Source organism: Holdemania sp. (assembly GCF_986127675.1).
In genome coordinates, this window is record NZ_CFQZWI010000029.1 from 1 (window position 1) to 22,219 (window position 22,219).

At 50.5% G+C, this 22,219-nt stretch carries 17 protein-coding genes and 1 tRNA gene; 12 read left to right on the top strand and 6 right to left on the bottom strand.

Annotated features, from left to right (window positions below):
- From AC5OW4_RS06385 to AC5OW4_RS06400, 4 genes are all read left to right on the top strand, one after another.
- The coding region (locus AC5OW4_RS06385) for an aspartate-semialdehyde dehydrogenase (protein WP_493676781.1) at positions 1-749 on the top strand (749 nt) is incomplete at its 5' end.
- Between the two features lie 3 nt (positions 750-752).
- Positions 753-1,562, top strand: a complete 810-nt coding sequence (dapF, locus tag AC5OW4_RS06390; RefSeq protein ID WP_493676782.1) for a diaminopimelate epimerase — start codon at positions 753-755, stop codon at positions 1,560-1,562.
- Complete coding sequence (gene dapD, locus AC5OW4_RS06395; protein ID WP_493676785.1) at positions 1,559-2,257, top strand: 2,3,4,5-tetrahydropyridine-2,6-dicarboxylate N-acetyltransferase; 699 nt, start codon at positions 1,559-1,561, stop codon at positions 2,255-2,257. The genes dapF and dapD overlap by 4 nt, the downstream gene beginning before the upstream one ends.
- A 44-nt stretch (positions 2,258-2,301) precedes the next feature.
- The gene (locus AC5OW4_RS06400) at positions 2,302-3,006 is read left to right on the top strand and encodes a CBS domain-containing protein (RefSeq protein WP_072683773.1); all 705 of its coding nucleotides are present in this window, start codon (positions 2,302-2,304) and stop codon (positions 3,004-3,006) included.
- 235 nt (positions 3,007-3,241) lie between these two features.
- On the opposite strand, the gene AC5OW4_RS06405 is transcribed toward AC5OW4_RS06400, so the two are convergent.
- Positions 3,242-3,415 (bottom strand): hypothetical protein, encoded by a 174-nt coding sequence (locus AC5OW4_RS06405; protein WP_229056741.1) that lies wholly within the window; start codon positions 3,413-3,415, stop codon positions 3,242-3,244.
- Positions 3,416-3,876: 461 nt separating this feature from the next.
- Here AC5OW4_RS06405 and AC5OW4_RS06410 point away from each other — a divergent pair.
- The 5 genes from AC5OW4_RS06410 (at position 3,877) to AC5OW4_RS06430 (ending at position 8,668) form a co-directional block, all read left to right on the top strand.
- Positions 3,877-3,952: transfer RNA gene (locus AC5OW4_RS06410), tRNA-Thr, on the top strand.
- A gap of 263 nt (positions 3,953-4,215) precedes the next feature.
- The gene (locus AC5OW4_RS06415; RefSeq protein ID WP_139248570.1) at positions 4,216-4,716 is read left to right on the top strand and encodes a hypothetical protein; all 501 of its coding nucleotides are present in this window, start codon (positions 4,216-4,218) and stop codon (positions 4,714-4,716) included.
- A 347-nt stretch (positions 4,717-5,063) separates the two neighbouring features.
- Positions 5,064-5,888 (top strand): class I SAM-dependent methyltransferase, encoded by an 825-nt coding sequence (locus AC5OW4_RS06420; RefSeq protein WP_229056740.1) that lies wholly within the window; start codon positions 5,064-5,066, stop codon positions 5,886-5,888.
- Between the two features lie 52 nt (positions 5,889-5,940).
- Positions 5,941-6,663 carry a hypothetical protein gene (locus AC5OW4_RS06425; protein ID WP_072683770.1) on the top strand — a complete coding sequence of 241 codons (723 nt, stop codon included), beginning with the start codon at positions 5,941-5,943 and terminating at the stop codon, positions 6,661-6,663.
- Positions 6,664-6,883: 220 nt separating this feature from the next.
- Entirely contained in the window at positions 6,884-8,668 is a 1,785-nt protein-coding gene (locus tag AC5OW4_RS06430) for an FAD-dependent oxidoreductase (protein ID WP_072683769.1), read from the top strand.
- A gap of 754 nt (positions 8,669-9,422) precedes the next feature.
- On the opposite strand, the gene AC5OW4_RS06435 is transcribed toward AC5OW4_RS06430, so the two are convergent.
- Positions 9,423-11,345, bottom strand: coding sequence for an HTH domain-containing protein (locus AC5OW4_RS06435; protein ID WP_195395663.1), 1,923 nt, complete (start codon positions 11,343-11,345; stop codon positions 9,423-9,425).
- Between the two features lie 349 nt (positions 11,346-11,694).
- On the opposite strand from AC5OW4_RS06435, the gene AC5OW4_RS06440 reads away from it, so the two are divergent.
- The 3 genes from AC5OW4_RS06440 (at position 11,695) to AC5OW4_RS06450 (ending at position 17,147) form a co-directional block, all read left to right on the top strand.
- Positions 11,695-12,048 (top strand): BlaI/MecI/CopY family transcriptional regulator, encoded by a 354-nt coding sequence (locus tag AC5OW4_RS06440; protein WP_072683767.1) that lies wholly within the window; start codon positions 11,695-11,697, stop codon positions 12,046-12,048.
- Complete coding sequence (locus AC5OW4_RS06445) at positions 12,048-14,783, top strand: M56 family metallopeptidase (protein ID WP_072683766.1); 2,736 nt, start codon at positions 12,048-12,050, stop codon at positions 14,781-14,783. The genes AC5OW4_RS06440 and AC5OW4_RS06445 overlap by 1 nt, the downstream gene beginning before the upstream one ends.
- Positions 14,784-15,197: 414 nt before the next feature.
- Positions 15,198-17,147, top strand: coding sequence for an Ig-like domain-containing protein (locus AC5OW4_RS06450; protein WP_493676783.1), 1,950 nt, complete (start codon positions 15,198-15,200; stop codon positions 17,145-17,147).
- Positions 17,148-17,232: 85 nt separating this feature from the next.
- Here the strand turns inward: AC5OW4_RS06450 and AC5OW4_RS06455 are convergent, their stop codons facing one another.
- Genes AC5OW4_RS06455 through AC5OW4_RS06470 form a run of 4 tightly spaced genes read right to left on the bottom strand, consistent with a single transcriptional unit; the run spans position 17,233 to position 21,028 of the window.
- Positions 17,233-18,972 carry a recombinase family protein gene (locus AC5OW4_RS06455; RefSeq protein WP_229100753.1) on the bottom strand — a complete coding sequence of 580 codons (1,740 nt, stop codon included), beginning with the start codon at positions 18,970-18,972 and terminating at the stop codon, positions 17,233-17,235.
- Positions 18,969-19,175: a hypothetical protein gene (locus AC5OW4_RS06460; protein ID WP_072685225.1), complete on the bottom strand. Its 207-nt coding sequence runs from the start codon at positions 19,173-19,175 to the stop codon at positions 18,969-18,971. Before AC5OW4_RS06460 ends, AC5OW4_RS06455 begins: the two co-directional genes overlap by 4 nt.
- A gap of 54 nt (positions 19,176-19,229) precedes the next feature.
- The gene (mobQ, locus tag AC5OW4_RS06465; protein WP_072685226.1) at positions 19,230-20,699 is read right to left on the bottom strand and encodes a MobQ family relaxase; all 1,470 of its coding nucleotides are present in this window, start codon (positions 20,697-20,699) and stop codon (positions 19,230-19,232) included.
- A 2-nt stretch (positions 20,700-20,701) separates the two neighbouring features.
- Positions 20,702-21,028: a DUF3847 domain-containing protein gene (locus AC5OW4_RS06470; RefSeq protein ID WP_072685227.1), complete on the bottom strand. Its 327-nt coding sequence runs from the start codon at positions 21,026-21,028 to the stop codon at positions 20,702-20,704.
- Between the last annotated feature and the right edge of the window lie 1,191 nt (positions 21,029-22,219).

A 22,219-nucleotide genomic window follows, 5' to 3' on the forward strand; every position in this document is an offset into this window, starting at 1 on the left:
TGCTCTTCCGATCTGCTTTGTTTGTCGACAACAGCAGCGCTTTCCGACTGGATGAGGATGTGCCGTTAGTCATCCCCGAGATCAATGCCCGGGATATCCGCTGGCATCACGGCATTGTTGCCAATCCCAACTGCGCGACGATTCTGGCGATGATGGCGCTCTCGCCGATCCTGAAGCTGACGCGCGTAAAGCGGATGATCGTCAGCACCTATCAGGCCGTCAGCGGCGCGGGTATGAAGGGGATGGACGAGCTGGAACGCCAGATCCGCGATCCGTCCGCAGCCCCGGAGGTGTTCCCGTTTCCGATCGCGTTCAATGTCATCCCGCAGATCGGTGATTTCGATGAAAACGGGATCAGCGCAGAGGAATGGAAGATGCAGAACGAAGGCCGCCGGATCCTTCATGATGAAGCGCTGCAGGTCAGCTGCACCTGTGTGCGGGTGCCGGTGTATCGCTGTCATTCGGAGTCGATCTATGTGGAAACTGAAACAGAAGTTAGTCTGGACGCCATCCGTCAGGCCGCGGAGGAATGTCCGGGGCTTGTGCTCAACGAAGCACCGTATCCGACACCGAAGGAATGCACCGACAGCGACGCGGTGGTGATCGGACGGCTGCGTCAGGATGGGGCATGTAAGCAGGGACTGCATCTGTGGTGCTGCTGTGATCAGCTGCGCAAGGGGGCAGCGACCAACGCCGTGCAGATCGGCGAATGGGCCTGGCAGAATGGATTGTTGAAGAAAGGAGTGTAGCGTTTGATTCTGGAAAAATATCAGGGCTGCGGCAATGATTTTCTGATTGTTGACGGCAGCCGGACGCCGGTGATCGATCCCCAACAGGTCGCTGCGCTGTGCGACCGGCACCGTGGTTTCGGAGCGGATGGTCTGATCATCGCCCGGCGGGATCCGTTAAGCATGGAATTGTGGAATCAGGACGGAACCCGGGCCGGAATGTGCGGCAATGGTCTGCGCTGCTTTGTGCATCATGCGTACCGCAAGGGCTGGATCAGGGCGGATCGTCCTTATCGAATCGGAACTGGCGACGGATTGCGGAGCGTGTGGATTTGTTCAACCGAGCCGTTTATCTGTCGGGTGGAAGCGGGCATTCCGGATTTTGACGCGAAGCGGATGACGAATCAACCGCTGCTTCCAGGGTTGCTTCACGCACCTTTTCTTTCTCAGCAGCAGTCCTGCAGCTTTTGGCTGGGCGTTCCCCATACCGTGCTCTTTACGCCGGATCCGGAAGCCGTCAGCGAGGAACAGGCCCGTACCCTCGGCAGACATCCATTCTTTAAGGAAGGCACGAATGTGGATTTCGCACGTTTGAAGGAAAACGGCGAGCTGCAGGTCAGAACATGGGAGCGGGGTGTCGGCTGGACCTTGGCTTGCGGTACCGGCGCATGCGCCAGCGCCGTCGCAGCGGCGATCTTCGGCCTCTGTCCGCTGCCTTGTAAGGTTCGCTGCCCGGGCGGACTGCTGCACGTGGAACAAGCGCCGGACAAACAGTGCTTATTAACCGGCCCGTCGGTGTATATCGGGAAGGTGGAGGTCAAAGCGTGCGAATGAAAACCGAAGAACTGATTCAGAAGCTGCATGATCACCCACGCAGCACAGAGGTGCTTTTGCTGTTTAACGAAGACTCCCCGACGCACTGGACAGACGCCGCGGTCTATGGCGAATCGTTCAAGCTGGTAATCGGTGAATGGGACAGCCTGCGCCCTCAGCTGCAGGCCCAGAAAGACCGGCTGCGCGATCTGCGGTTAGTCTGTCTGCAGCGTCAGAGCGCCTGGCCGTTGCTTGCGATTCAGGATCTGCCTTGCCGGATTGAACCGGGAGCCTGGATTCGGGATGCGGCGGAGATCGGGGAGAATGCGGTCATTCTGACGGGCGCGGTGATCAATGTTGGCGCGCAGATCGGTGCGGAAACGATGGTCGACATGAATGCGGTCATCGGTGCGCGGGCAGAAATCGGCCGGCGCTGCCACATCGGCGCCGGGGCTGTTGTAGCGGGGGTGCTGGAGCCGGCCAGCGCGGAACCGGTGGTGATTGAGGACGACGTTTTGATCGGCGCCAACGCCGTGATTTTGGAAGGGGTGCGGATCGGTCAGTCCGCGGTGATCGCCGCCGGGGCGGTCGTTACGGAAGATGTGCCGCCGGGATGGCTGGCGGCTGGCGTTCCGGCCCGTCTGATCAAGCGAAAAGACGAACAAACCCGGAAAAAAACTGAAATTGTGGAAAAGCTGAGGGATAGTTCGCGGTGAAAACGGAAAACCTGATATAATAGAGTTCATCAGGAGGGTTTTCCATGGATAATGCACAGCGGTTTCTGAACGCGTTCGCGATGATCGAAAAGCAGTTGAAGCAGATCACCGGCGTCACGCGGTATTCGCGTTTTTATCAGTTGTTGAACCAGGCGTCCCGCAGCAGCGGGTTAGTCCGCAAGTATGAAATGGAGCTGCAGGAATATGCCGATCTGCGCAATGCGATCGTGCACCAGCGCTCCGACGAGGGACATATCATCGCGATTCCCATCGACGAGGTCGTTACGGAAATTGAGGAGCTGGCGCGGAAAATCTGCGAACCGCCGCGAGTCAGCGCACATTTTCTCAAGCCGGTGAAAATCTGCGATCCCCAGACTGAAATCCGGGAAGCGGTAGATATCATGGAAACGATGGGCTCCTCCAAGCTGCCGGTCTATGCCCAGGGCGGATTTCACGCGCTGTTAACGATGGAGATGATCGCCCGCTGGACGCTGCACCAGAGCCGTACGAACAAACCGCTTTCCGGTGTGGTCAGCGATTGTCTGTATTTTAAGGATAAAAAAGAGCGGGTTCTGTTTCTGCCCCGCACGGCGGATGTCACCGAAGCACAGGATTTGTTTGAGGCAAGCCTGCACCGCGGCGTCAGCATTTCGGCAATCCTGATCACAGAGTCCGGAAGTGCTCATCAGAAGCCGATCGGGATCATCACGGTCGCCGATCTGCCGCTGTTGTATGAGCTGGATAAATAGGGGAACGGAAGGGGAACGATGAACTCCCCTTTTAGTTTAGCCAGCATCATGATTTCCTTGTTTCAGCCGGCAAGAATAGACAGGCTTAACAGAATAATAGCGAGTAGGCCAATCTCATCGCTGAATTGAATAAATGTACTCAAGAAGAGAAGGAAAAGGTTGAAATTCCATCCGGAATGCCTATACTCAAGGTGTAAGGTATTGCTGAAAGGCGGCACCCGTCAACCGCTATCTCTTACGAGCATGGCGGCAGACAGATGAGCGCTGAATCACTTGGGGAGTAGTTGCAGCGCTTTTTTTTTGCCCCTATAATTTTTAAGCGGCATTCAATCACTTTGATCGTGCATTCGATCAAGGGCAATACAACTTTCAAAATTACAGCATCGAAAAGTTCCAGGAAATGTTCCATAGAATTGCCCTCCTTTGACGACAGATGACAAAAATCTGTCGGTTTGAATTGAATTGGAAAAGACCAAAAGTCGACTCTATTCGGACGGGCATCCGCGGTTCAACAAAACCCTGCCCTAATAAGATTGCGGAAAAGTTAAAATTCCTCTCTAAGAAAATGATGAAATTGTTTTTCACAAAGCAATTAAAGTTTCCTTTTCGGGTCCAGTTTTCATTTTCACTGTGTTCTTTTTAATCCTTAAATGAAGTCGAAAATTGTTGCTTGAAGGAGAGAAGGATCAGAAGTTTGTTGTTTCTGACCGCGATTCAGTGTAGAATCCAAGCTCACAACAAGTTTTCTTAATCCGAGGATCTCAGCGAACAAATTTTCTCGCAGTTTTTCCAGTGAGGAGTAACAAAAGTTGCGAATAAAATGCTAAAAAAACTTGACAGAAGGACACAGTTTTTATAAACTATATTTACGCCGACTTAGCTCATCCGGTAGAGCAACGCACTCGTAACGCGTAGGTGGTAGGTTCAAGTCCTATAGTCGGCACCATGAGAAAAGGATATCCCGTTGAGAAATTCAGCGGGATTTTTTTATGCTTTTCATTCAAAACAACGGAACTTTGATACAATAGAATTAATGAAGAAGCAGATAGAAGAAGCGGCAGGGGAAGAAAAATGGTCAATAAGAAACTGTTAGAAATCGGTGATCGGCTGGGAATGAAATATCCACAGATAGAAATGTTAAATAATGAGTTCAGACGGGATTTCAGATTTTTAATTTTTATGCTCTTCATGGCCGGAGTTCTTTTCTATATGAATGTTGTTGGGCAGAAAGCGCCGCAGGTGTTGTCGATGGCGGATCTTGGCTATACTGAGGAAGTTGTGGAAAGTAAACAGGTGAACACGGATGGCCGCAATGATCAGCGGTATCGGCTGAGCCTTAACGGTTGGGATGATGGGGCAAAAATACGAATCCATATAAATTTGGAAATTATTGATTTCGCAGAAGAAAACGATCCGATCGCAGGCTTTGCCCGGGAAAGCGGTCTTCCTTGTTCAGCGAAATCCTGTTCATTGGCAGCGCTGGAAGGTCTGGTTATACTGGATGCGGACGTCTGGAACGCGGACTTTGCGGCTGCCAAGCTCAATCCCGACACGGATCCCCCGCTCCAGACAGATTACAGAAATACGATCTATCTTCTGAAATCCAACAGGATGATCTCGTTCAGCTATGATCAGCCGATTGCGTTTACGGAAGCGAAGCGCAGGGTTATCACCGCGATGTTTGCAGAGCGGAACTTATTTGATCACTGAAGAAGCTCGGATCCCCTTTGCAATGAAATGTTTGCATGCGCAATTCGTCGGTCCCGGGTTCAAGTCCTGTGTCTGGCTGACTGTCAGCTTCATTGGATGATGAAAATGAGGCAAGCGAAAGACCGATTATAAAAAATGAAGGACAGAGAAGAGTAAACCGTGTATAATAAAAGTAATCCATAACTCAGCACTTTTGAACCGACGACGGAATGACTGTGATCAGAAAAACCGGTAAGGAGTTTAAAAATGCCATAAAGAAAATCATTTTCGAATAACGTGAAATAAGCCTGGAAACAGTGCGTTTTTCTGTTGTCTGATCAAGCGTTCACGGCGGCGGATCATCGGACATGAGTTTATGGAAGGGCCGGGTACCGGCGAAGGAGGAAAGCATGGCGATCATTCAAGGCTTGGAATGGACCTTCAACACCGTTGCGGAGGAATATGACAAATGGAGTCCCGAATATGTCTCGGAATTATACGAGGATTTGTTTGCTTATCAGCCGCTGACTTCAAACAGCGAAGTGCTGGAAATCGGGATTGGAACCGGCCAGGCCACAACGCCGATATTAAAGACCGGCTGTCGCCTGACCGCAGTCGAGCTGGGTGATCAGCTGGCAGCGCTGACGCGGAAGAAATTCAGTGATTATCCCGATTTTACCGTTGTAACCAGCGCTTTTCAGGATTATGAAAGTCCGGAGAACCGCTTCGATCTGATATACTCCGCGGCGGCTTTCCATTGGATCCCGGAAGAAATCGGTTATTCGAAGGTGTATGCCCTGTTAAAACCGGGCGGTGTGTTCGCACGGTTTGCCAAGCATGGAAACTATCGACAAAGCAATGCAGCGTTGTATGAAGAAATTCAACAGGTTTACGCCCAATATATGGCCTATTCCGCGCCAACGCCGCCGTTTACCGAAGCGGATGCGAAAAGAAGATCCGAGATCAGTCTGCGGTATGGCTTTGTGGATCAGAAAATCAGAATGTATACCAGGAAGCGATCCTATTCGGCGCAGGATTATGTTTCGCTGATCGCCACGCAGTCGGATCATATCATTTTAGACAAAGCGGTGAGAGCGGATTTCTACGCTGCAATTCAAAATAAGATTGATCGTTATGGAGGCAGAATTGAGCTGGTCGATACGATTGATTTGGAATTAGCCCGAAAGCCGTGAGTCAGTGAGGAAGGTTTCAACTGGAGTGCAATAAGGTAAAAAGGAGAGTGCGATGATACTGACACATCATGAACAAGCTCTGCTTCTGCTTCGCTTTCTGCAGCAGCGGCAGCGGAAAGCGGAGCTGGAACAAACGTTGGTTTTGGCGGAAGCGCAGGGCAGTCCGCTGGTGATTTTGCCGCGGCAGCATATTTTTTCCTGGAAGAAGAAACTGAAAGTCGACGCGCAGGCTGTGCGTCGGGAATTAAGTGAAATTGAAAGGCATCCGCTTTCCCTGTCATCACAGGAATGTCTAAAGATTGCAGCGCAGCTTTTGCAGGATGCAAAACAGTTGGGAGATCGAACGGCCCAGGACGGTGCGGAGTTGCTTGTTCAGGCGCTGAAGCTGGAAGCACTGGCAAAGGAATACGACGCCGTGATCTCACAAAGCTATGATACGCGCGAGGCGGAAGGGCAACGAGTTCCGTTTACCGGCTATGTCGGGTATGCCCCCAACGTTCAGATTCCCTACGATCTGCCAAGAATGCGCGAGCTGGGAGAAGCGCTGAAAAGCAGCTTGAAAGAAACGCAGCGCTTTGGGCATCAATTCGCCTGGAGCCGGGAATGGGACGTTCAGCTTCTCTTAAAGGAAGAAGTCGAAGGCTTCAAGGATATCCAGTTAAACGCCGCCCGCTTTCACGCCCGGGCCCGCTCGGAAATGGAAACGGCGAGTCGGATCCGCAATGCCTTAGAAAGCTTCCTGCCGCGGTTTCTGGAAGCTCTGCTTGAAACCTGAAAATCCGGGTGAAGATTACCGTTGATCGACGTTTATTTCGAGATCAGAAGAGCGATTAGAAATGGCAGGTAAGCATTGGAGTGCGCTGAATTCCAATGCTTTTTTTCTTTCAGAGTGTCCCTGAAAATCATAAAACTTTCACAAAAAGGATTGACAACAACGTGGGAATCGATAAAATAGATAAAGGTAGACGATCGTCTATAAAAGGAGGAAAGAAGAAATGAAGAAATTAGTTGCCCTCGTTCTGGCGGCGATGCTGCTGACAACGGGGTGCTCAACCAAAGCGCCGGAAGCCACCGGCGGCATGAAAGCGGGAACCTATAAAGCCTCGGCAGCCGGCTTCCATGGCGATATTACGCTGGAAGTCACGGTAGATGCGGAAAAGATCACGGATATCCAGGTGATCGAGCATTCAGAAACAGAAGGAATCGGCGCGGCAGCGTTACCGGAGTTAGTCACGAAGGTTCTGGACAGCCAGTCCATCGGCATTGACGGCGTATCCGGCGCGACGGTCACGTCGAATGGTTTTAAAGCGGCGATGGAAGACGCGTTAACTCAGGCAGGCGCGGATATGGATAAAATGACAAAATCCGCGGAATCTTCTTCGACGACAAAAGAAGAAGTGACGTTGGACGCGGATATCGTCGTCGTGGGCGGCGGGGCAGCAGGTCTGACCGCGGCTTTGTCTTCGCAGCAGAACGGCAACAACGTTATCCTGTTGGAAAAGACGGGCGTTGTCGGCGGCGCGAGCGCCATGGCAGGCGCCGGCACCATGGCGACCGGCAGCCAGTGGCAGAAGGAAGATGGTTTTGAAGATTCACCGGAACAGCTGAAAGCGGATATGTTGAAAAACGGTCATAATAACAATGACGAAGCGACGCTGGATATTTATGTCAATACGACCGGCGCGGCGTTCGACTGGCTGGTTTCCGAAGACGGTGCGAATGTTCCGTATGAGCGAGACGGCAAGCCAACCCGCAGTTATTCCGGCACCGGCCGCGGCGCTGGGGTGGTTTCCAGTTTGGCGGATACTTTTAAAACAGCGGGCGGCACGGTGATGACGAATACGCCGGCTGTCGAGCTGATCGTAGACAACGGCGTAGTCAAAGGGGTAAAAGCCAGCGACGATGCGAAGAACTACACGATCAACGCCAAAGCGGTGATTCTGGCAACCGGCGGCTTCGGCGCTAACGACGCCATGGTTCCGGAGGAATATAAGCAGTTTGTTTACGCCGGTCATGCGGGTGCAACGGGCGATGGCCTGAAGATGGCGGAAGCAGTGAACGCGGATACCTTCAATATGGAATTCGTCAATACGCAGCCAAACTCGATGATTCTGCCAAGCGGCTTAGGCCAGTATTGCAACCCGGGTGTCGGCGCGGCTTATTCTGCTTCCGGGGCGTTCCTGGTCAATCAGGATGGCGTGCGTTTCGCAAACGAAAAGGGCAACGCCTGGGATCTGATGCAGGAAATGAAGAAGAACTCGGCCCAGTATCTGATCATGGATCAGACATCCTTTGACGCTTTCAATAAGGGCATGACGGGATCGAAGATCTATTCGGATGAAGATGTTGAGAAGTGGCTGGCCAACGACGGTGAAGGCAATCCGTTTATGGTCAAAGCGGATTCGTTAGAAGATCTGGCAAAGAAGATGAACCTGCCGGAAGGCGCGTTAACCGAAGCGGCGACGAAGTTCAACGAAACGGCAGCCAAGGGTGAAAAAGATGAATTCGGCCGCGAACTGACCGCGCCGTTAAGCGAAGAAGGTCCATATTACGCATTGCAGCAGTATATCCGTTACTATGCGACATTGGGCGGACTGCGTATCAACGACGGGATGCAGGTACTGAACACGGAAAAACAGCCGGTTGAAGGCTTATACGCAGCTGGTGAAGTTGTCGGCGGACTGGAAGGCGACGTCTACATGGGCGCTACGCTGTTCGGCTGGGCAGTAACCAGCGGATATAACGCAGGCAACGCCGCTTCCGCAGCGATTGCGAAATAAGTTACAGACTTCATAGATTTAATAAAAAAGCCATAACCAAGGTTTCTGATACAAGTCAGCAGCCTGGTTGCGGCTTTTTTTATTCTTCTTGCAGCCTAAAGAGAATCCGTGGAAGCAGGATTTGAAATAGATCAAAATGTTCCGAGGTCGATCGAAAGAGATCAATGTGAATACTCTATAATGAAACGATCGCAAAGTGAGGGAGACTTCCTTGAATAATTAAGGTTGGAAACAAGAGAAATTGAAGGAGAGTAAAATAGAAGGTACAATACTGAAAATTAATAAAATATAAGTATAATGAGTAAATCGAAACCGCCATTTCCTCTGTGAATGTGAATTTACAAGGAGACACTTCGCTGTTAGAGTTGCTGGATGCGTTAGATCGAGATCCCACGATTGAAGAATTAGGCGAAATTTCATTTTTCATCAAGATCCGGCAGCCCGATTCAACTGAACAATCATCGGGCAGGCCTCAATTTCCACGGATTGTTCTCTGCCTTGATAACGCAAACGACAGGGAATCTGTAATCGAAATGCTGCATTCTTATTTTCCCAACTGGCTCCTCGTTTACGAATAATTTTGTTTCGCCTTGTGCAAAAGCAGTCTGTATTTGACAGAAAGTGAAGGAAGACTGAACACATTGAGAATCGTAATTTTGGCTTTTATTCCATTGATATAATAAAAGACTGTATTCCCAGAGAAGCTTATTTCCAGTCAAAGCAACTCCATATAAGGGAAACCAGTCTTTTATTTTTAACGTTTCCGGCAAGTGTCGATCAACAGGTCATACAACGCTGCCGGCGCCATCGCCGGCACCTTGATCATCCGCGATGGAGACAATTTCAGCCAACGCTCACAAACCCATTGCAGCGGCCGCCAGCTTTTTGACAAGGGCGCGGCACATCGGTAATAGAGGAAAAACCGGACTTCCTGTCCATCCCAGACTAACGGCCGGTCATTGACCCAGAAATAAAGCTCGCTCTTTTCCAGGTGCGCCGTTTCGCCGCCGAGGAACATGATCTGATTGACGATGGGAACACAGGTGATCGCAGAAGCGGAAAGAGACCGCCGTGCTGAAATCACGGGAATCGCATCGAACAACCGGGGCAGGTCTTTTTTCTGCCGCAAGCGGATCGAATTGGAAACGATGGTAAAATTGCGGCCCAGCCAGTCCCGCAGCGGCGTATACGGATCAAAGCCGCTGTCGATGATCTTCTTGCGCGAACGCGGCGGTTTGAAGTAAAATACATTTTCCGGCGGAATTCCCGGCAGATCGGGAATATCCGTCCAGATCAAATCAGAAGCCTCGCGCCGGAGCTGAAACAGCGCGGTAAATTCAACCGGCTTGAACGTAAACAGCGCGGAAGTCCCGGTTAAAATCGGGAAAAGCTGTTGGATCGTTTCCAACCATTTCCCAGCCGCGCCAATTCCCTGCCGGGAAATGATCCAGACGGTGAACACGGATTCCGTACTTAAAGGCTTTAAATAAGGAAACAAACATTTCGCCGCCTGCTGCTTAAAATCATGAGACAGGGGGACGCGCATGCAATCCTCAACACAGCGGGTCAGCTCCAGCGCCAGATTCTCACTGAGGGGATCGCTGAGCAGATCATCGCTCGTTAACGGAAAAGGCGGCATGGCGAACGCCCGGCGGATATCCAACTGCGTCAACCAGCTGGATACACGCTGACGGAAGTCTGGATCCGCTGTAAAATCAAATGGATAACGCCGTGCGAACCGATCCAGAACCGGCGAGGCGATCGAAGTGGAAACTGCCGCCGCTTCCGGAATGGAAATATTCAATCCCCGCAGTGCGGAAGTCAGCACTTCCAAAAAACGCCGGTTTTCTCTGGAATCCAGGAATTCGTTCCCATCCAGATGCTGAAATAAGACCTCAACAAACAATGCCGACTGCTTATCGCGAGGCGTCTGCCATTGTTCGTCAGTCAAGGTCAGCCGCAGCTTCGGATCACGCCGGCAGCGGCAGAGAACCAGACCTGCGATCAAAGCCTGACAATCCGAATAGGATAATGTCAGCTGCGGAACGGACTTCAGACATTCCTGAATGATGGGCCACAAGGTCAGAACAGTCTTCCGCTCCTGCCGGAAATCATCGGGCAGCGGATGGAAGCGATCCAATCCCGCTTCCGGCTGGCTTGCCAGCAATAACGACTGCCAGATCAGACAGTACCGCTTTTTCAGTTCATTCCCCTCCACGACAAAGCCCACGGCTTCCGGATGCAGCGTCAGTTCAAAGGTGGCCAGCTGCTCCTGAGCCACCGCCGCAATCGCGGGCAGCTGATTTTCAGGGATCGCAAATTCCTGACAGAGCTCGGACCAGGATAACGGTTGGGCAGAGGCCAGAATTCGGCATAACAGGATCGCAGCCAAAATCCGGAAGTCGTTGCGTTCATCCCAATGATATTGTTTCGCCAGCTCATTGAAAAAAGCTTCCACCTGCTGCGGTTGGGTAACGATCAGCCGGTAACCCTGTCCCCGCCGGCCCGCAATCTGACACCCCGTCTGAGCATTCAGACAAACGCTTAAGCGGCCCAGTTCACGCCGGGCAGTGTCGGCAGACAAACCGCAAAGATCAGCCAGTTTCTCGCAGCTGATCGGTTTTTTATGTGTTTTTAAATAACGAAGAAGTTTTGCTTCGCGTTCTGTGATTTCCATACTCTTTCATCTTTGTCCTTTATTCTTTATTATAAAAAAGAAACGAAAGAAGGGCAACCTGCCAAAAAGAAACGAAGAAGCACAACCCGTCAAACCTTGAAGCAAATACAGGGATAGGGCGGACAGCGGCTTTTTCAGCAATTTCTCTGATCGTGGATTTTCCAATTTCAAGCGAGTGTGATGAAAAGTGATTTCAGCTTCATTGCGATTCGCATGGGAAATCGCTTTATGTTACCGTTTTTGCCGGCTTTCTGCAGGGAGGTGAAAATAAGTAGAAAAGAAGACTTGACAACCCGAGCCTACAACTGTAGACTTTGGGTAGAAACAGAGAGAAAAGGAGGATTTGGATATGCGATTGACATCCGCTGAATTTCGCTTTATGGATCTGTTGTGGGAAAGGGAGCCGGTTTCATCGGGAGAGCTGGTCGCGGTGTGCGATCAGAAATTCGGCTGGAAGAAATCGACGACCTACACCTTCATCAAACGGCTGCAGGAAAAAGGCGTAATCGCCAATGAAAAGTCGATTGTCCGAGCACTTTACAAACGTGACGAATGTGAACGTGAGGAAAGCGGCGAAGTCGTCGATCAGGTTTTCAAAGGCTCGCTGCCGCAGTTTGTCACCGCTTTTCTGCAGGACCGGAAGCTGTCTGAAAAAGAAATCGACGAATTGAAAGATTTGCTGGACCGTCAGAAGAAGAAATAATGAATACGCTGACGACTCTTTTTCAGACGATCTTAAACATGAGCCTGGCCGCCAGTATCGTCGCTGCCGCGGTCATGGTTGTGCGGCTGCCGTTAAAGAAAGCGCCGAAAATTTTCTCCTACGCCCTGTGGGCGTTCGTTTTCATCCGATTGGTGCTGCCGTTTTCGTTTACCAGCCAACTCAGCGTGCTGAGCGTGGCGAATCCGGCCGTTTCCGAGCGGGGCGGAGTGCTGTTTGTCGTGCCTTCCGCCAGTCAACCGGTATCGGCCGTGCCGCGGCCGGTGATCAAAACCGGCGATCCGGCGGTCAATCTGCCTCAAACAGAGCTTAATGCTGACGCCGGTATTTCCGACAGTCACAAGCCGACACTGTCCCAACCAACTTTGCCGCAGTCCGGCGCCGAAGCTTCAGCACCTTCTTCGACAGCGACGATTTCGCCGCTTTTGCAGGCGGCCAGCGTGATCTGGGTGATCGGGATGATCGGCTATGCCGGTTTGCTGATCGCCAACAGTCTGGCGCTGCGTCATCGGCTGCGCTTTGCGATGCGCAGCCGGCAGAACATTTATGAATGTGAAGCGATCACTTCGCCGTTTATCTATGGTCTGGTCCATCCGAAAATCTATCTGCCGATGGATCTGGATTCCCGCCAGCGTAAATATGTGCTGACGCATGAACGTGTGCATCTGCGGCGGCATGATTATGTGTTTAAAATGATCGGGTCGCTGGCGCTGATGTTCCACTGGTTCAATCCAATTTTGTGGTATGCTTACATCCTCATGAGCAAGGATATGGAAATGGCTTGCGACGAAGCGGTATTGGGCCAGTTGGGAAGCGGCGGCCGGGTGAATTACGGTATGACGTTATTGCAGTTTGCCTCCAGGCCGACGATCACCGCGCTGTCGTTCAGCGAAAGCAATACGAAGCTCAGGATCAAGAATATTCTGAATTATAAGAAACCAACGTTCTGGGTGCTGGCGGCCGGGATCGCGGCGTGCCTGCTCTTAGCGGTGCCGTTATTGAGCAATCCGGCTTTCGGCAAGGATCAGCGCCGGATTAACGAGCTGCTGAAGGAAGCGGAAGCGGCGCAGATCGAAAGCGTGAGTATGACGGTCAATCTGAACGAACCGTATAACCAGTATCAATGGTCGATCATTCCGATGATGGATCAGGATCAGGTGATCGTGCTGGGCGAACAGAATTTGGAGCGGAAGGTGGCGGTCGCTTATGACTTTAAAACCGGGGAAGTTGAAGCCGCCGATCTGAAAACTTCGGTCTGGGGCGCGGAGCAGTGCGCGGGCTTAGGCGATCTGTTTTATCATTTGTATGTGGATGATTTTGTCATTCCGGAAGCGCTGAACAATGTCAATCTGGCGTTGGGCGATCATCTGACGTCCATCAGCTACTGCACGGTGTTCGAGCCGTTGGGCCCGATTTCACTGAGCTATGGATCGAATTCCGATCAGCTGATAGCGCAGTTCACGAAAATGAACGAGCCGGGTTCCGGCCAGCTTGTTTACGATAAGAACTCGGGCCGGTATTTGATTAACAGCGCGGCGGAACAGCTGGCATTGCCGGAATCGTTCTGGGATGAGTTTGTCGATCGCATTCTGCTTTATGATCAGCAGGAGATCGTCCAGAATTCCACGTGTGCGGTGTTGGAAGACGGACGGTTCAGCTGTCCGGAAAGCTTCGGGGTGCTGCCGCTGGGTGCGCAGCAGGTAGCGCCGTTAGTGGCCTGGAATGAAACCCATGAGCTCAGCGAGGATTACGGCGTGATCGGCTGGGATCTGATCGACGATCAGACCGAAGACCGCACGCGGATTCCGGTTCTGGCCATGGCTGAAGGCACGATCCGTGAGATCGGCGAGGATGAACAGGGCCGTCGCTACCTCGTGGTCGATCATCCGAGCTTGGGGATCAGTGCGTTCTACGGCGGTTTGAATGATAGAATATACCGCACGGAAGGCGAAGAAATCTATCATCCGGGTCAGCTGTTAGGCTATCTGTCGACGGACAACCTGCCGGAGGATCAGCGGCCGGCGCTGCATTTCGCGGTGATGTCCGGCGGTGAAACGCTGGGCGATCTGGTGCCTTATCTGCAATATGCGATGGCTTCGCCGGTGAAGATCAACGTTTTTGAAGTTCTGGATCTCACGTTTGAGATCAATGAGGAAAAGCTGGCGCTCATGGATGCGATTGTCGCTGAATCGAATGCCTATTCCGAATATGCCGGTCGGCGCGCTGTCATTGAGCGGACGTATGCTCAACAGAAAGGGATTTCGCTGACAGCGCAGGCCAACGATTTTCCGACGCTGAATATTTCGCAGGAGGTCGGAACGAACAAGCTGTATATTGACCGCGGCTACCGGCTGAATGAAACAGTGCGCAATGTGATTCCGGGTGCGGATGGAAACTTTTTGATCAACGTGAATCTGGACCGCAGTCCGACGATGGGCAACAATACGACGTATGAATGCAATGCGTATTTTCCAGAACTTCAAGTGTGGCTGAACACAACCTATAATCCGAGTACCGGGCAGTATTTAGCCACCGATCTCAACATGGAAGACGAAGCGCTGATGGAAGCGACATACGCGGTGTTCGACGAACTCAACGGCAGAATTCTCAGGACCGATGAGCGGGCGCTGGATCTGGCTTTGCAGCTGATCCAGGTGATGACCGACGAACAGCCGGCAGAATATAATCTGGAGCCGATGGCTTCCCTGTTTGAATAACTTTAATCACAACCGAGTTTCTGACATCCCGCAAAAAAACAGCTTTTCCATCGAGTTGTGAAAAGACCGGCTTGATGACAGAGGAAGAAATACTGACTTCGTTGTCCATGAAAATAAGAGCTTTAAAGAAGCTGGCTGCACAAAGTGAAATCATACTTTGATCGGCCGGCTTTTTTTTGCGCAGATTAACGCCGGTGAATCTGAGCGATTACCGGGGAATTCCCTTCATTACAGCCTGGCCCAAACCTCAGCGTAAAAATACGGCGGCCAAAGAAATCAAGGAAGTATAAATAAAGCTTATATATAATGAATTATAGCTTATGGATTAGAAATGATTATTGGACAAATTTTAAAATCAGCGGTACCATTTTTCATGTGGAAGCGCTATCAAGCGTAAAACAAGGAGAAAGAAAAATGAAACTGAAGAAACTCTCTGCACTTCTGGCAGCTGGTTTGCTCTGTTTGACGGCAGTCACCGGTTGCTCGCAAACCCCGGCCGCTCCGGAACAGGAAGCGACGCCAACGTCAGGTTCCGATGTCACAACAATGCGCGTTGCGACGTGGAACATCGACTCCAAGGCTCATCCGGACATCAAGGAAATGTCCAACATCATCCATGAACGCGGCATTGAAATCATGGGTTTCCAGGAAATTGATATCCTGAACACCCGCAACGACTACGACATGGCTCAGGACTTTGTCAACGACAATTATCCCTACGTCCACTTCGCCAAGGGACGTGACTTCGCTGACGGCTATTTCGGCGTCGGTACGACTTCTTCTTTAGAATTCCAGGAAATCAGCTCAGTTCCAATCGAGAGCACGGGCAGTAAAGCCACCAAGACGCTGGAACGCGTCGTCGTAGAAAAAGAAGGCAAGCAGATTGCGTTCTATGTCACGCACACCAGCTGGGAAAACAACGATCTGCGCCGCCGTCAGTTTACGGAAATCATTGAACGATTGGCTGCGGATCCGATTCCATACAAGATCCTGGTCGCGGACTTCAACGCTGACCAGAGCCTGTATGAATACGACATCTTCAAAGACAATTATAATATTTCCAACGGTAAGGACGGCGTCTGGTTTGATTCGTTCAACGGCACTGACGATTCAATGAAGGTCATGACCGTTGACAACATCATCACAACGAAAAACATCAACATTACGCACGTCGAAACTTATCACTCTGATATGGCTGACCATGAACTGATGTTTGCGGATATCGAGCTGCTGGACGAAGCGGCGCCGATGATCGAACATGACCGCGCGCTGGGGCAGGATGTCACGGCGACCAGCACAGCCGACGATTCCCATCCGTACAACATGGTTGACTGCGATGAAAAGACAGTCTGGCAGTCCGGCGAGGGCGAACAGGAAGTCGTCCTGACGCTGGATCGTCCGTTTACCGCGAAGAAACTGGGCGTCCAATGGGGCGAAAAAGCACCGGAAAGCTTCCATGTTGAAACTTCGATCAACGGCACGGATTACATTGCGGTTGCCGATGGTACAAAAGACACGACAGAAATCGCTTTGAACGGCGAAGTCAAATATGTCAAGCTTGTTCTGGACGCGGTTGAAGGCGGAAGCCAGATCGCAACGTTAAGCTTCTATGGCGACTGGATCACACCGACGGCCGGCAGCGATGCAAGTCTGCTGGTTAACGGCGATATGGAAAGCGAAGAAGGCTGGACCTTAACCAATGCGACGGAAGAAGGCAATGCGGAATACGCGCTGGCTTACGAAGAAGTGGAAGCAGGGAATAAAGCGGCGAAGATCACGAAGACCGGTGCGGATGCCGGCGACGCTTCGATCGAACAGACTGTTGAAGTACAGCCGAACGAACGTTACCAGTTAAGCTTCATGCACAAGACCGATACGCTGCATTCCGGCAACTTCTGTTACGAAATCAACCAGATGGATGCGGAAGGCAACACGATTTCCACACATCTGGCGAAGCTGACGGACAACCTGAACATGAGCGCAGATTTCCGGAAATTTGATTACAACGTCATCACCGCGGCCAATGCGGCCAGCGTGAAGATTGCGCTGCATGTCGTGGGTGAAGGCGAAGGCAGCCTGTGGCTGGATAACGTCACATTCAAGGAAGTTGTTCCGACGGAATGTGTCTATGTCCAAGCTGATAAAACAGCGCTGAAAGTCGGCGAAACCGCAACTCTGAGTGCGGATGTTCTGCCGAAGAGCGCCAATGATATCCACATGAACTGGGTATCGTTAGACGAAAGCATCGCCACGGTTGATGAGAATGGCAAGGTCACTGCGAATGCGGCGGGCAAGGTCTTAGTCGGTCTGCTGAGCGACAGCGATCTGTTAGCGGAAAGCTACGTTCTGATCACCGTCGAATAATCAAAATAAGATTGAAGAAATGGCGTCCCGATGGGGCGGTCCAATAAAACAGTATAATAATGTTTTCGGGAAGCGGCATGAGTAATCATGCCGCTTTTCCGTTTATAACGTCATAGAGCAAATCGGCGGGGAGTATGCCGATATAGTTGTAGCTGATCGTCACATCCTGCACTCGGTGTCCGCTGGACTTATCCGGTGCATGAACATATACGGCGTTGACCATATCGTTCAGAATAGTGGGTGTCAGCTTCTCCAAGTACAAGTACTTCTTTGCCTGTCGGATAAACCTATCAACATTCTCCGCTTGATCTTCTTGATTCTGTATTTCGTTTTCAAGCATTTCAATCTTAGCTCTCAGGTCTGCCTGCTCCTGCTCATAATCATCAGATAACATCTGAAAGCGAGCTTCGGACAGCTTTCCGTTTACCATGTCCTCGTAAATACGCTTGAACAATCTGTCCAGTTCTACCAGACGGTTTTCGGATTTCTGCAAGGTTCGTTTCTTGGCAGAAAGCTCTTTCTTTGCTTCGTCACTTCGCTTTGCGCCCAACGCTCGGCGGAACGCATCCTCGTAATCGGCAACGCATTGGATAACCAATCTCAGGTGTTGGAGCGTACCTTCTTCCAGTACCACGGCACGGATGAAGTGGGTGTCGCAGACTTCCTTGCCCTTTTTACGGGAAGTGGAGCATACGAAGTGATCTTGTCTGGTTTCAAAACTGTTGCTGGTACAGTAGTACAATTTTTCACCACAATCGGCACAGCGGACGAGACCGGAGAACATATTGGTCTTGCCTGTTCTGGCAGGTCTGCGTTTGTTCTTGCGAAGTTCCTGTACACGGGCAAAGGTTTCTTCGTCAATAATGGCTTCATGAGTGTTCTCGAAAATCTTCCATTGATCGGGAGGATTTTCGAGTTTCTTTTTGCTCCTGTACGACTGCTTGCGTGTCTTGAAGTTGACCATGTGCCCAAGGTATTCCTGCTTTTCCAGTATGCCGGTGATGGTGCGTGGTGCCCAATCGTAAGGATTGTCCGGTGTCTTTGCAGGAGCATTTCGTCCCATCTTCATCCAATGAACCGTAGGACACTCCACCTTTGCTTTCTTCAGCTTCTTAGCGATCTGAGAGGGGCCGTAGCCCTCCATGCACCATGCGAAGATCTGACGAACAACGGCTGCGGCTTCATCGTCCACAATCCAATGTTTCTTTGGATTGTCGGGGTCTTTCGTGTAGCCATAGGGCGGGTTGGTGGTCAGATACTCACCGGATTCGCCTTTCTGCTTCATGGACGCTTTGACCTTTTTGCTGCTGTCCTTGACATAGAACTCGTTGATGATATTCAAGAACGGAGTAAAGTCGTTGTCCTGCTGATTGGCGCTGTCCACACCGCTGTTTACAGCGATGAAGCGGACATTGTGTTCGGGGAAAAGCATTTCGGTGTAAAGACCAACTTCCAGATAGTTTCTGCCGATACGGCTCATATCTTTGGCAATGATGATACCAACCTTATCGTTCTCGACCAACTCAATCATTCGTTTCCAATCGGGTCTGTTGAAGTTGGCACCGGAGTAACCATCGTCCACGAAAAACTGGATGTTGCGGAAACTTTGTTCTTGTGCGTATTTTTTGAGAATCGCCTTTTGATTGACAATGCTGTTGCTCTCTCCTGTGAGTTCGTCATCACGACTCAATCTACAGTAGATCGCAGTAATTTTGTCAGACTGCCTGTTCATGTCTTGTTCCTCCTTAATCGGCGGGCAGTCTGCCAATACAGGATTGCTTGTATCCATTATATCATACCCCTGCAAACTTGTCTCCTTTGTCATTCGTCGGCCCCCTCCTTTGCCATGTGGTTGAGTAATTTACCGGAAAGACTTCTTGTGCCATCGTAGCTTCCGCCAAATCTATAAGTAGTCTGCCCGGAACGGATGGTCACGGTGATCTGCGGCAGTTCAGCCGCACAATAGTTGTGAACGACAATACTGCCGTTTTCGTTGATGGTGTAATTTCTGCTTTTCTGTTCGTTCATTTAATCGTCCTTTCTTGTTTTGGAATGGAATGGAATCGAAAGGAAAGGAATGAATCAGCGTTCCTCTTGCTTTCGATGATCTTTTTTCTGGTTGCTCTGCTCGGCATGGCATCCTTTTTCCACGCAGGCGTGAATGTGATAAATCTTCTGGTGTTCTTCACGGATAGCTTTGAATTTTGCATAGGTTTCTGCATGAGCCTTTTCAAGCGCTGTATACTCCTTGTCTAAAAGCTTTTGGTCGTGCTTGCCGTCGGGGCATGCCTCCAAGAGCTTTCGCCTTACGGCGTAGTACTGCTTCAATTCCTTTTCGTGTTCTGCCTTGTACTTCGCCTTCGCCTTATCGAACTTGATTTTCTGCAAGCCGTCCACAATCGGTTTCAGATCTCTCAGAACGGAAAGGTATTCGGGAACCTTGCGAATTTCTTTCATACGGGTGACTTCCTTATCCATGGTGACTTTCAATTCATCCACGGTGTTCTTCAAATCAGACACACGGCTTTCCAAATCCTCGATGGTGTAAATCTCATGGGCTTTGAGATAGTTTGCCATCAGGTTCAGTTCTTTCAGATTGTTGACCCTGGCTGTCTGGGAATAAGCCTTTGCGTTACGCATATCAAAATATCTCTGCAGCGGAATGATGACGGGATCGGATTGCGGCTTATCCAGCTCAGCCTTGATCTCCTTGATGGCTTCAAGGAGCGCCGACAGATTCTTACGGAGATTGCGAATAAAGGCATTGGTGGCTCTGATCCAACGATTAAACTCGCCCTTTTCAGTTTTAATTCCTTTCTTCTCCATGGCTCGGACGGTGGAGCCTTCGTGTCGTGTGGGTAGCAGCTCTACGCCTTGGCGTTCATAGCTGCGATGGTCGATGCGAACATCCAAGCCCTTTTCTTCAAACTTGGCGTTGCACATCACTGCCCATTGCTCACGCCAGAACTCCAAAGTTTCAGCAGAGCCCCAATCGGTAGTGGGAACGGCGTTGAACACATAATCACCTTTGCCATCGGGGATGCGGTTGCCGTTTTCATCAAGCACATACTCTCGTCTTTGCTTCAAACCCCATTTGCCGTTTTGCTCGATAGGACGGATTGGACAGAGGAAGTGGAAGTGCGGATTATTGATACCACCTTCTTCTCGCTCCGGTTCGTGAACGGCAAAGTCCACCACCATGCCACGGCTGACAAAATGCTCGGTGAGGAATTGTCTGGCAAGGGCGATATTTTCTTCCTGGCTAAATTCATTCTGAAAGGAAATATCGAAGCTGTAGGCAAGCTGCGCTTTCTTTCCTTTCTCTGCTTTCTCAACTGCGTTCCATAAAGTTTCCCGGTCTGCATACTCTCGTGGCGCATGGGGTGGCAGAAAGATTTCTGTATAAATCACGCCGCCCTTATTGGTGTAATCGCTGTCCTCACCGTAATAATCGCTGTGCAGTTTTTCGCCTGCCCGGTAGGCAGCGGATGCCACAACCGATTGCCCCTCGCTGCGTTTGATCTGATCTACATGGAAATGATATAAAGCGATACTTACCCCTCCTTTGCTCGTCTAACTTTTGAGTCGTGGTTGATCTTCATGCGGTGCACCAACTTCTGTATTTCTTCCTTGTGGAAGATATATTCCAGAAGCTCCATCACCTCGGTGATGTCCAGTTCCTTGATCTCCGGTGCGATACTTTCCAAAGTTCCTGCGATGGTGCAAAGTCTGTGAGTGCGGCGCTTGCGTTCGCCGTCCACAAAATACTTCTGGCGATTTTCCAGCCGAGTGATTTTGTGGGTGAGCTGTTCAATCTCCTTTTCGTTTTTCTCTTTTTCAGCTCGGAGCTTTTCAAGCTCGGGGTTAGATGTGTATTCCATAGAACCTCCTTTGAGTGTTGTTATTTTCAGCCTTGTGGGTACGGAATGATTTGAAAAATCGTTTCGTACTCATAAGGGCGCTGGGATAGCTGCATAGCAGCGCAAGGGGTGCAGCCCCTTGTTCGGAACAAAGTGACGGAAGGACAGATACAACTTCGGAGTTGTTGTCTGTCAGCCTCGCAGAGCGCACATACGAGGTGTGGAACACACCCGTATAGAAGTGCGCCCTTAGTAAACTAAGGGTTAAAATCGCTTTCGCCGTTCTACCCGAATGTCGTTCCTGCCCGGGAGTCTCACCCCAGCGTTGCTTCGCTCATGTCATCGCAAAGTCATATCCCATTCGGACGGTCATTTAGTTGTTGGATGTAGAAGAAAACAAAAAGAGCCGATTACACAGAGCACCAAGAATCGGCGGGAGCATAGCTCTCGCTTCAAAGTGATGTTCTATGTAATCGGCTCTGAAAATTCAAAGTCGGGTTCTGCTTTCTACAGCTCCTGCCAACAAAACCAAAGGCGTGGTGGAGCAGTTCGGCACTTCCGGTGTGCCGATACCGTGTCGGGTGAAACCGACTTATGGTGGAACATTGGTATTCAGTTGTTTATGTAGCGGATCACCGCTGTGCCACCATTATACAGATACATCACTTGACCGTCAAGTTTCTGAATGTCTCTCACTATATTCAGAATTTCAAAGAGCAGTTTTCAACGGGATCGAAAAAAAGATCCCTCTACTGGTTAGGATATTTAGGAGCGAATTATCAACGGTTTTTGAAAGCCTTTCTTCATATACCTCCAGAAAAAACTTTCACATTCGCACCTTGCACAGAAGAATTTACTTTCAAGTGGAGCCGGTGAGAAACGCTTTTTGTCCATAGTTGTTTTCAAATGGTAGCCGGGGAAACCAAACTTTTTATGCGTGCGTCGTTTGCAATTTTTCAAAATGTTTCTTCAAGTGGTAGCCGACGGGATTTGCGTTTTGGGGAGTGCCCACAGAAAAAATCTCTCCCAGTGGTAGCCGACGAGAAAGGCATTTTTAGAATCATTTCAAGAAAAAATTCCAAAAAAATAATTCTGCCCAAGTTGGACAGAATTTTCAAAATCAACTTCCCGACAACTTGTCGGGAAGAAAAACCCAACCTCCAACCAAGTTGGTCGGAAGTCCAAAATCCAACTTCTGCCCAACTTGGGCAG

Coding starts and splice junctions, on each gene's coding strand:
- AC5OW4_RS06425 (WP_072683770.1), top strand. CDS start 5,941: ATGATACTGACACATCATGAACAAGCTCTGCTTCTGCTTCGCTTTCTG.
- AC5OW4_RS06445 (WP_072683766.1), top strand. CDS start 12,048: ATGAATACGCTGACGACTCTTTTTCAGACGATCTTAAACATGAGCCTG.
- AC5OW4_RS06400 (WP_072683773.1), top strand. CDS start 2,302: ATGGATAATGCACAGCGGTTTCTGAACGCGTTCGCGATGATCGAAAAG.
- AC5OW4_RS06435 (WP_195395663.1), bottom strand. CDS start 11,345: ATGGAAATCACAGAACGCGAAGCAAAACTTCTTCGTTATTTAAAAACA.
- dapD (WP_493676785.1), top strand. CDS start 1,559: ATGAAAACCGAAGAACTGATTCAGAAGCTGCATGATCACCCACGCAGC.
- AC5OW4_RS06455 (WP_229100753.1), bottom strand. CDS start 18,972: ATGACAAAGGAGACAAGTTTGCAGGGGTATGATATAATGGATACAAGC.
- AC5OW4_RS06405 (WP_229056741.1), bottom strand. CDS start 3,415: ATGGAACATTTCCTGGAACTTTTCGATGCTGTAATTTTGAAAGTTGTA.
- AC5OW4_RS06470 (WP_072685227.1), bottom strand. CDS start 21,028: ATGGAATACACATCTAACCCCGAGCTTGAAAAGCTCCGAGCTGAAAAA.
- AC5OW4_RS06420 (WP_229056740.1), top strand. CDS start 5,064: ATGAGTTTATGGAAGGGCCGGGTACCGGCGAAGGAGGAAAGCATGGCG.
- AC5OW4_RS06430 (WP_072683769.1), top strand. CDS start 6,884: ATGAAGAAATTAGTTGCCCTCGTTCTGGCGGCGATGCTGCTGACAACG.
- AC5OW4_RS06450 (WP_493676783.1), top strand. CDS start 15,198: ATGAAACTGAAGAAACTCTCTGCACTTCTGGCAGCTGGTTTGCTCTGT.
- AC5OW4_RS06460 (WP_072685225.1), bottom strand. CDS start 19,175: ATGAACGAACAGAAAAGCAGAAATTACACCATCAACGAAAACGGCAGT.
- AC5OW4_RS06415 (WP_139248570.1), top strand. CDS start 4,216: ATGAATGTTGTTGGGCAGAAAGCGCCGCAGGTGTTGTCGATGGCGGAT.
- AC5OW4_RS06440 (WP_072683767.1), top strand. CDS start 11,695: ATGCGATTGACATCCGCTGAATTTCGCTTTATGGATCTGTTGTGGGAA.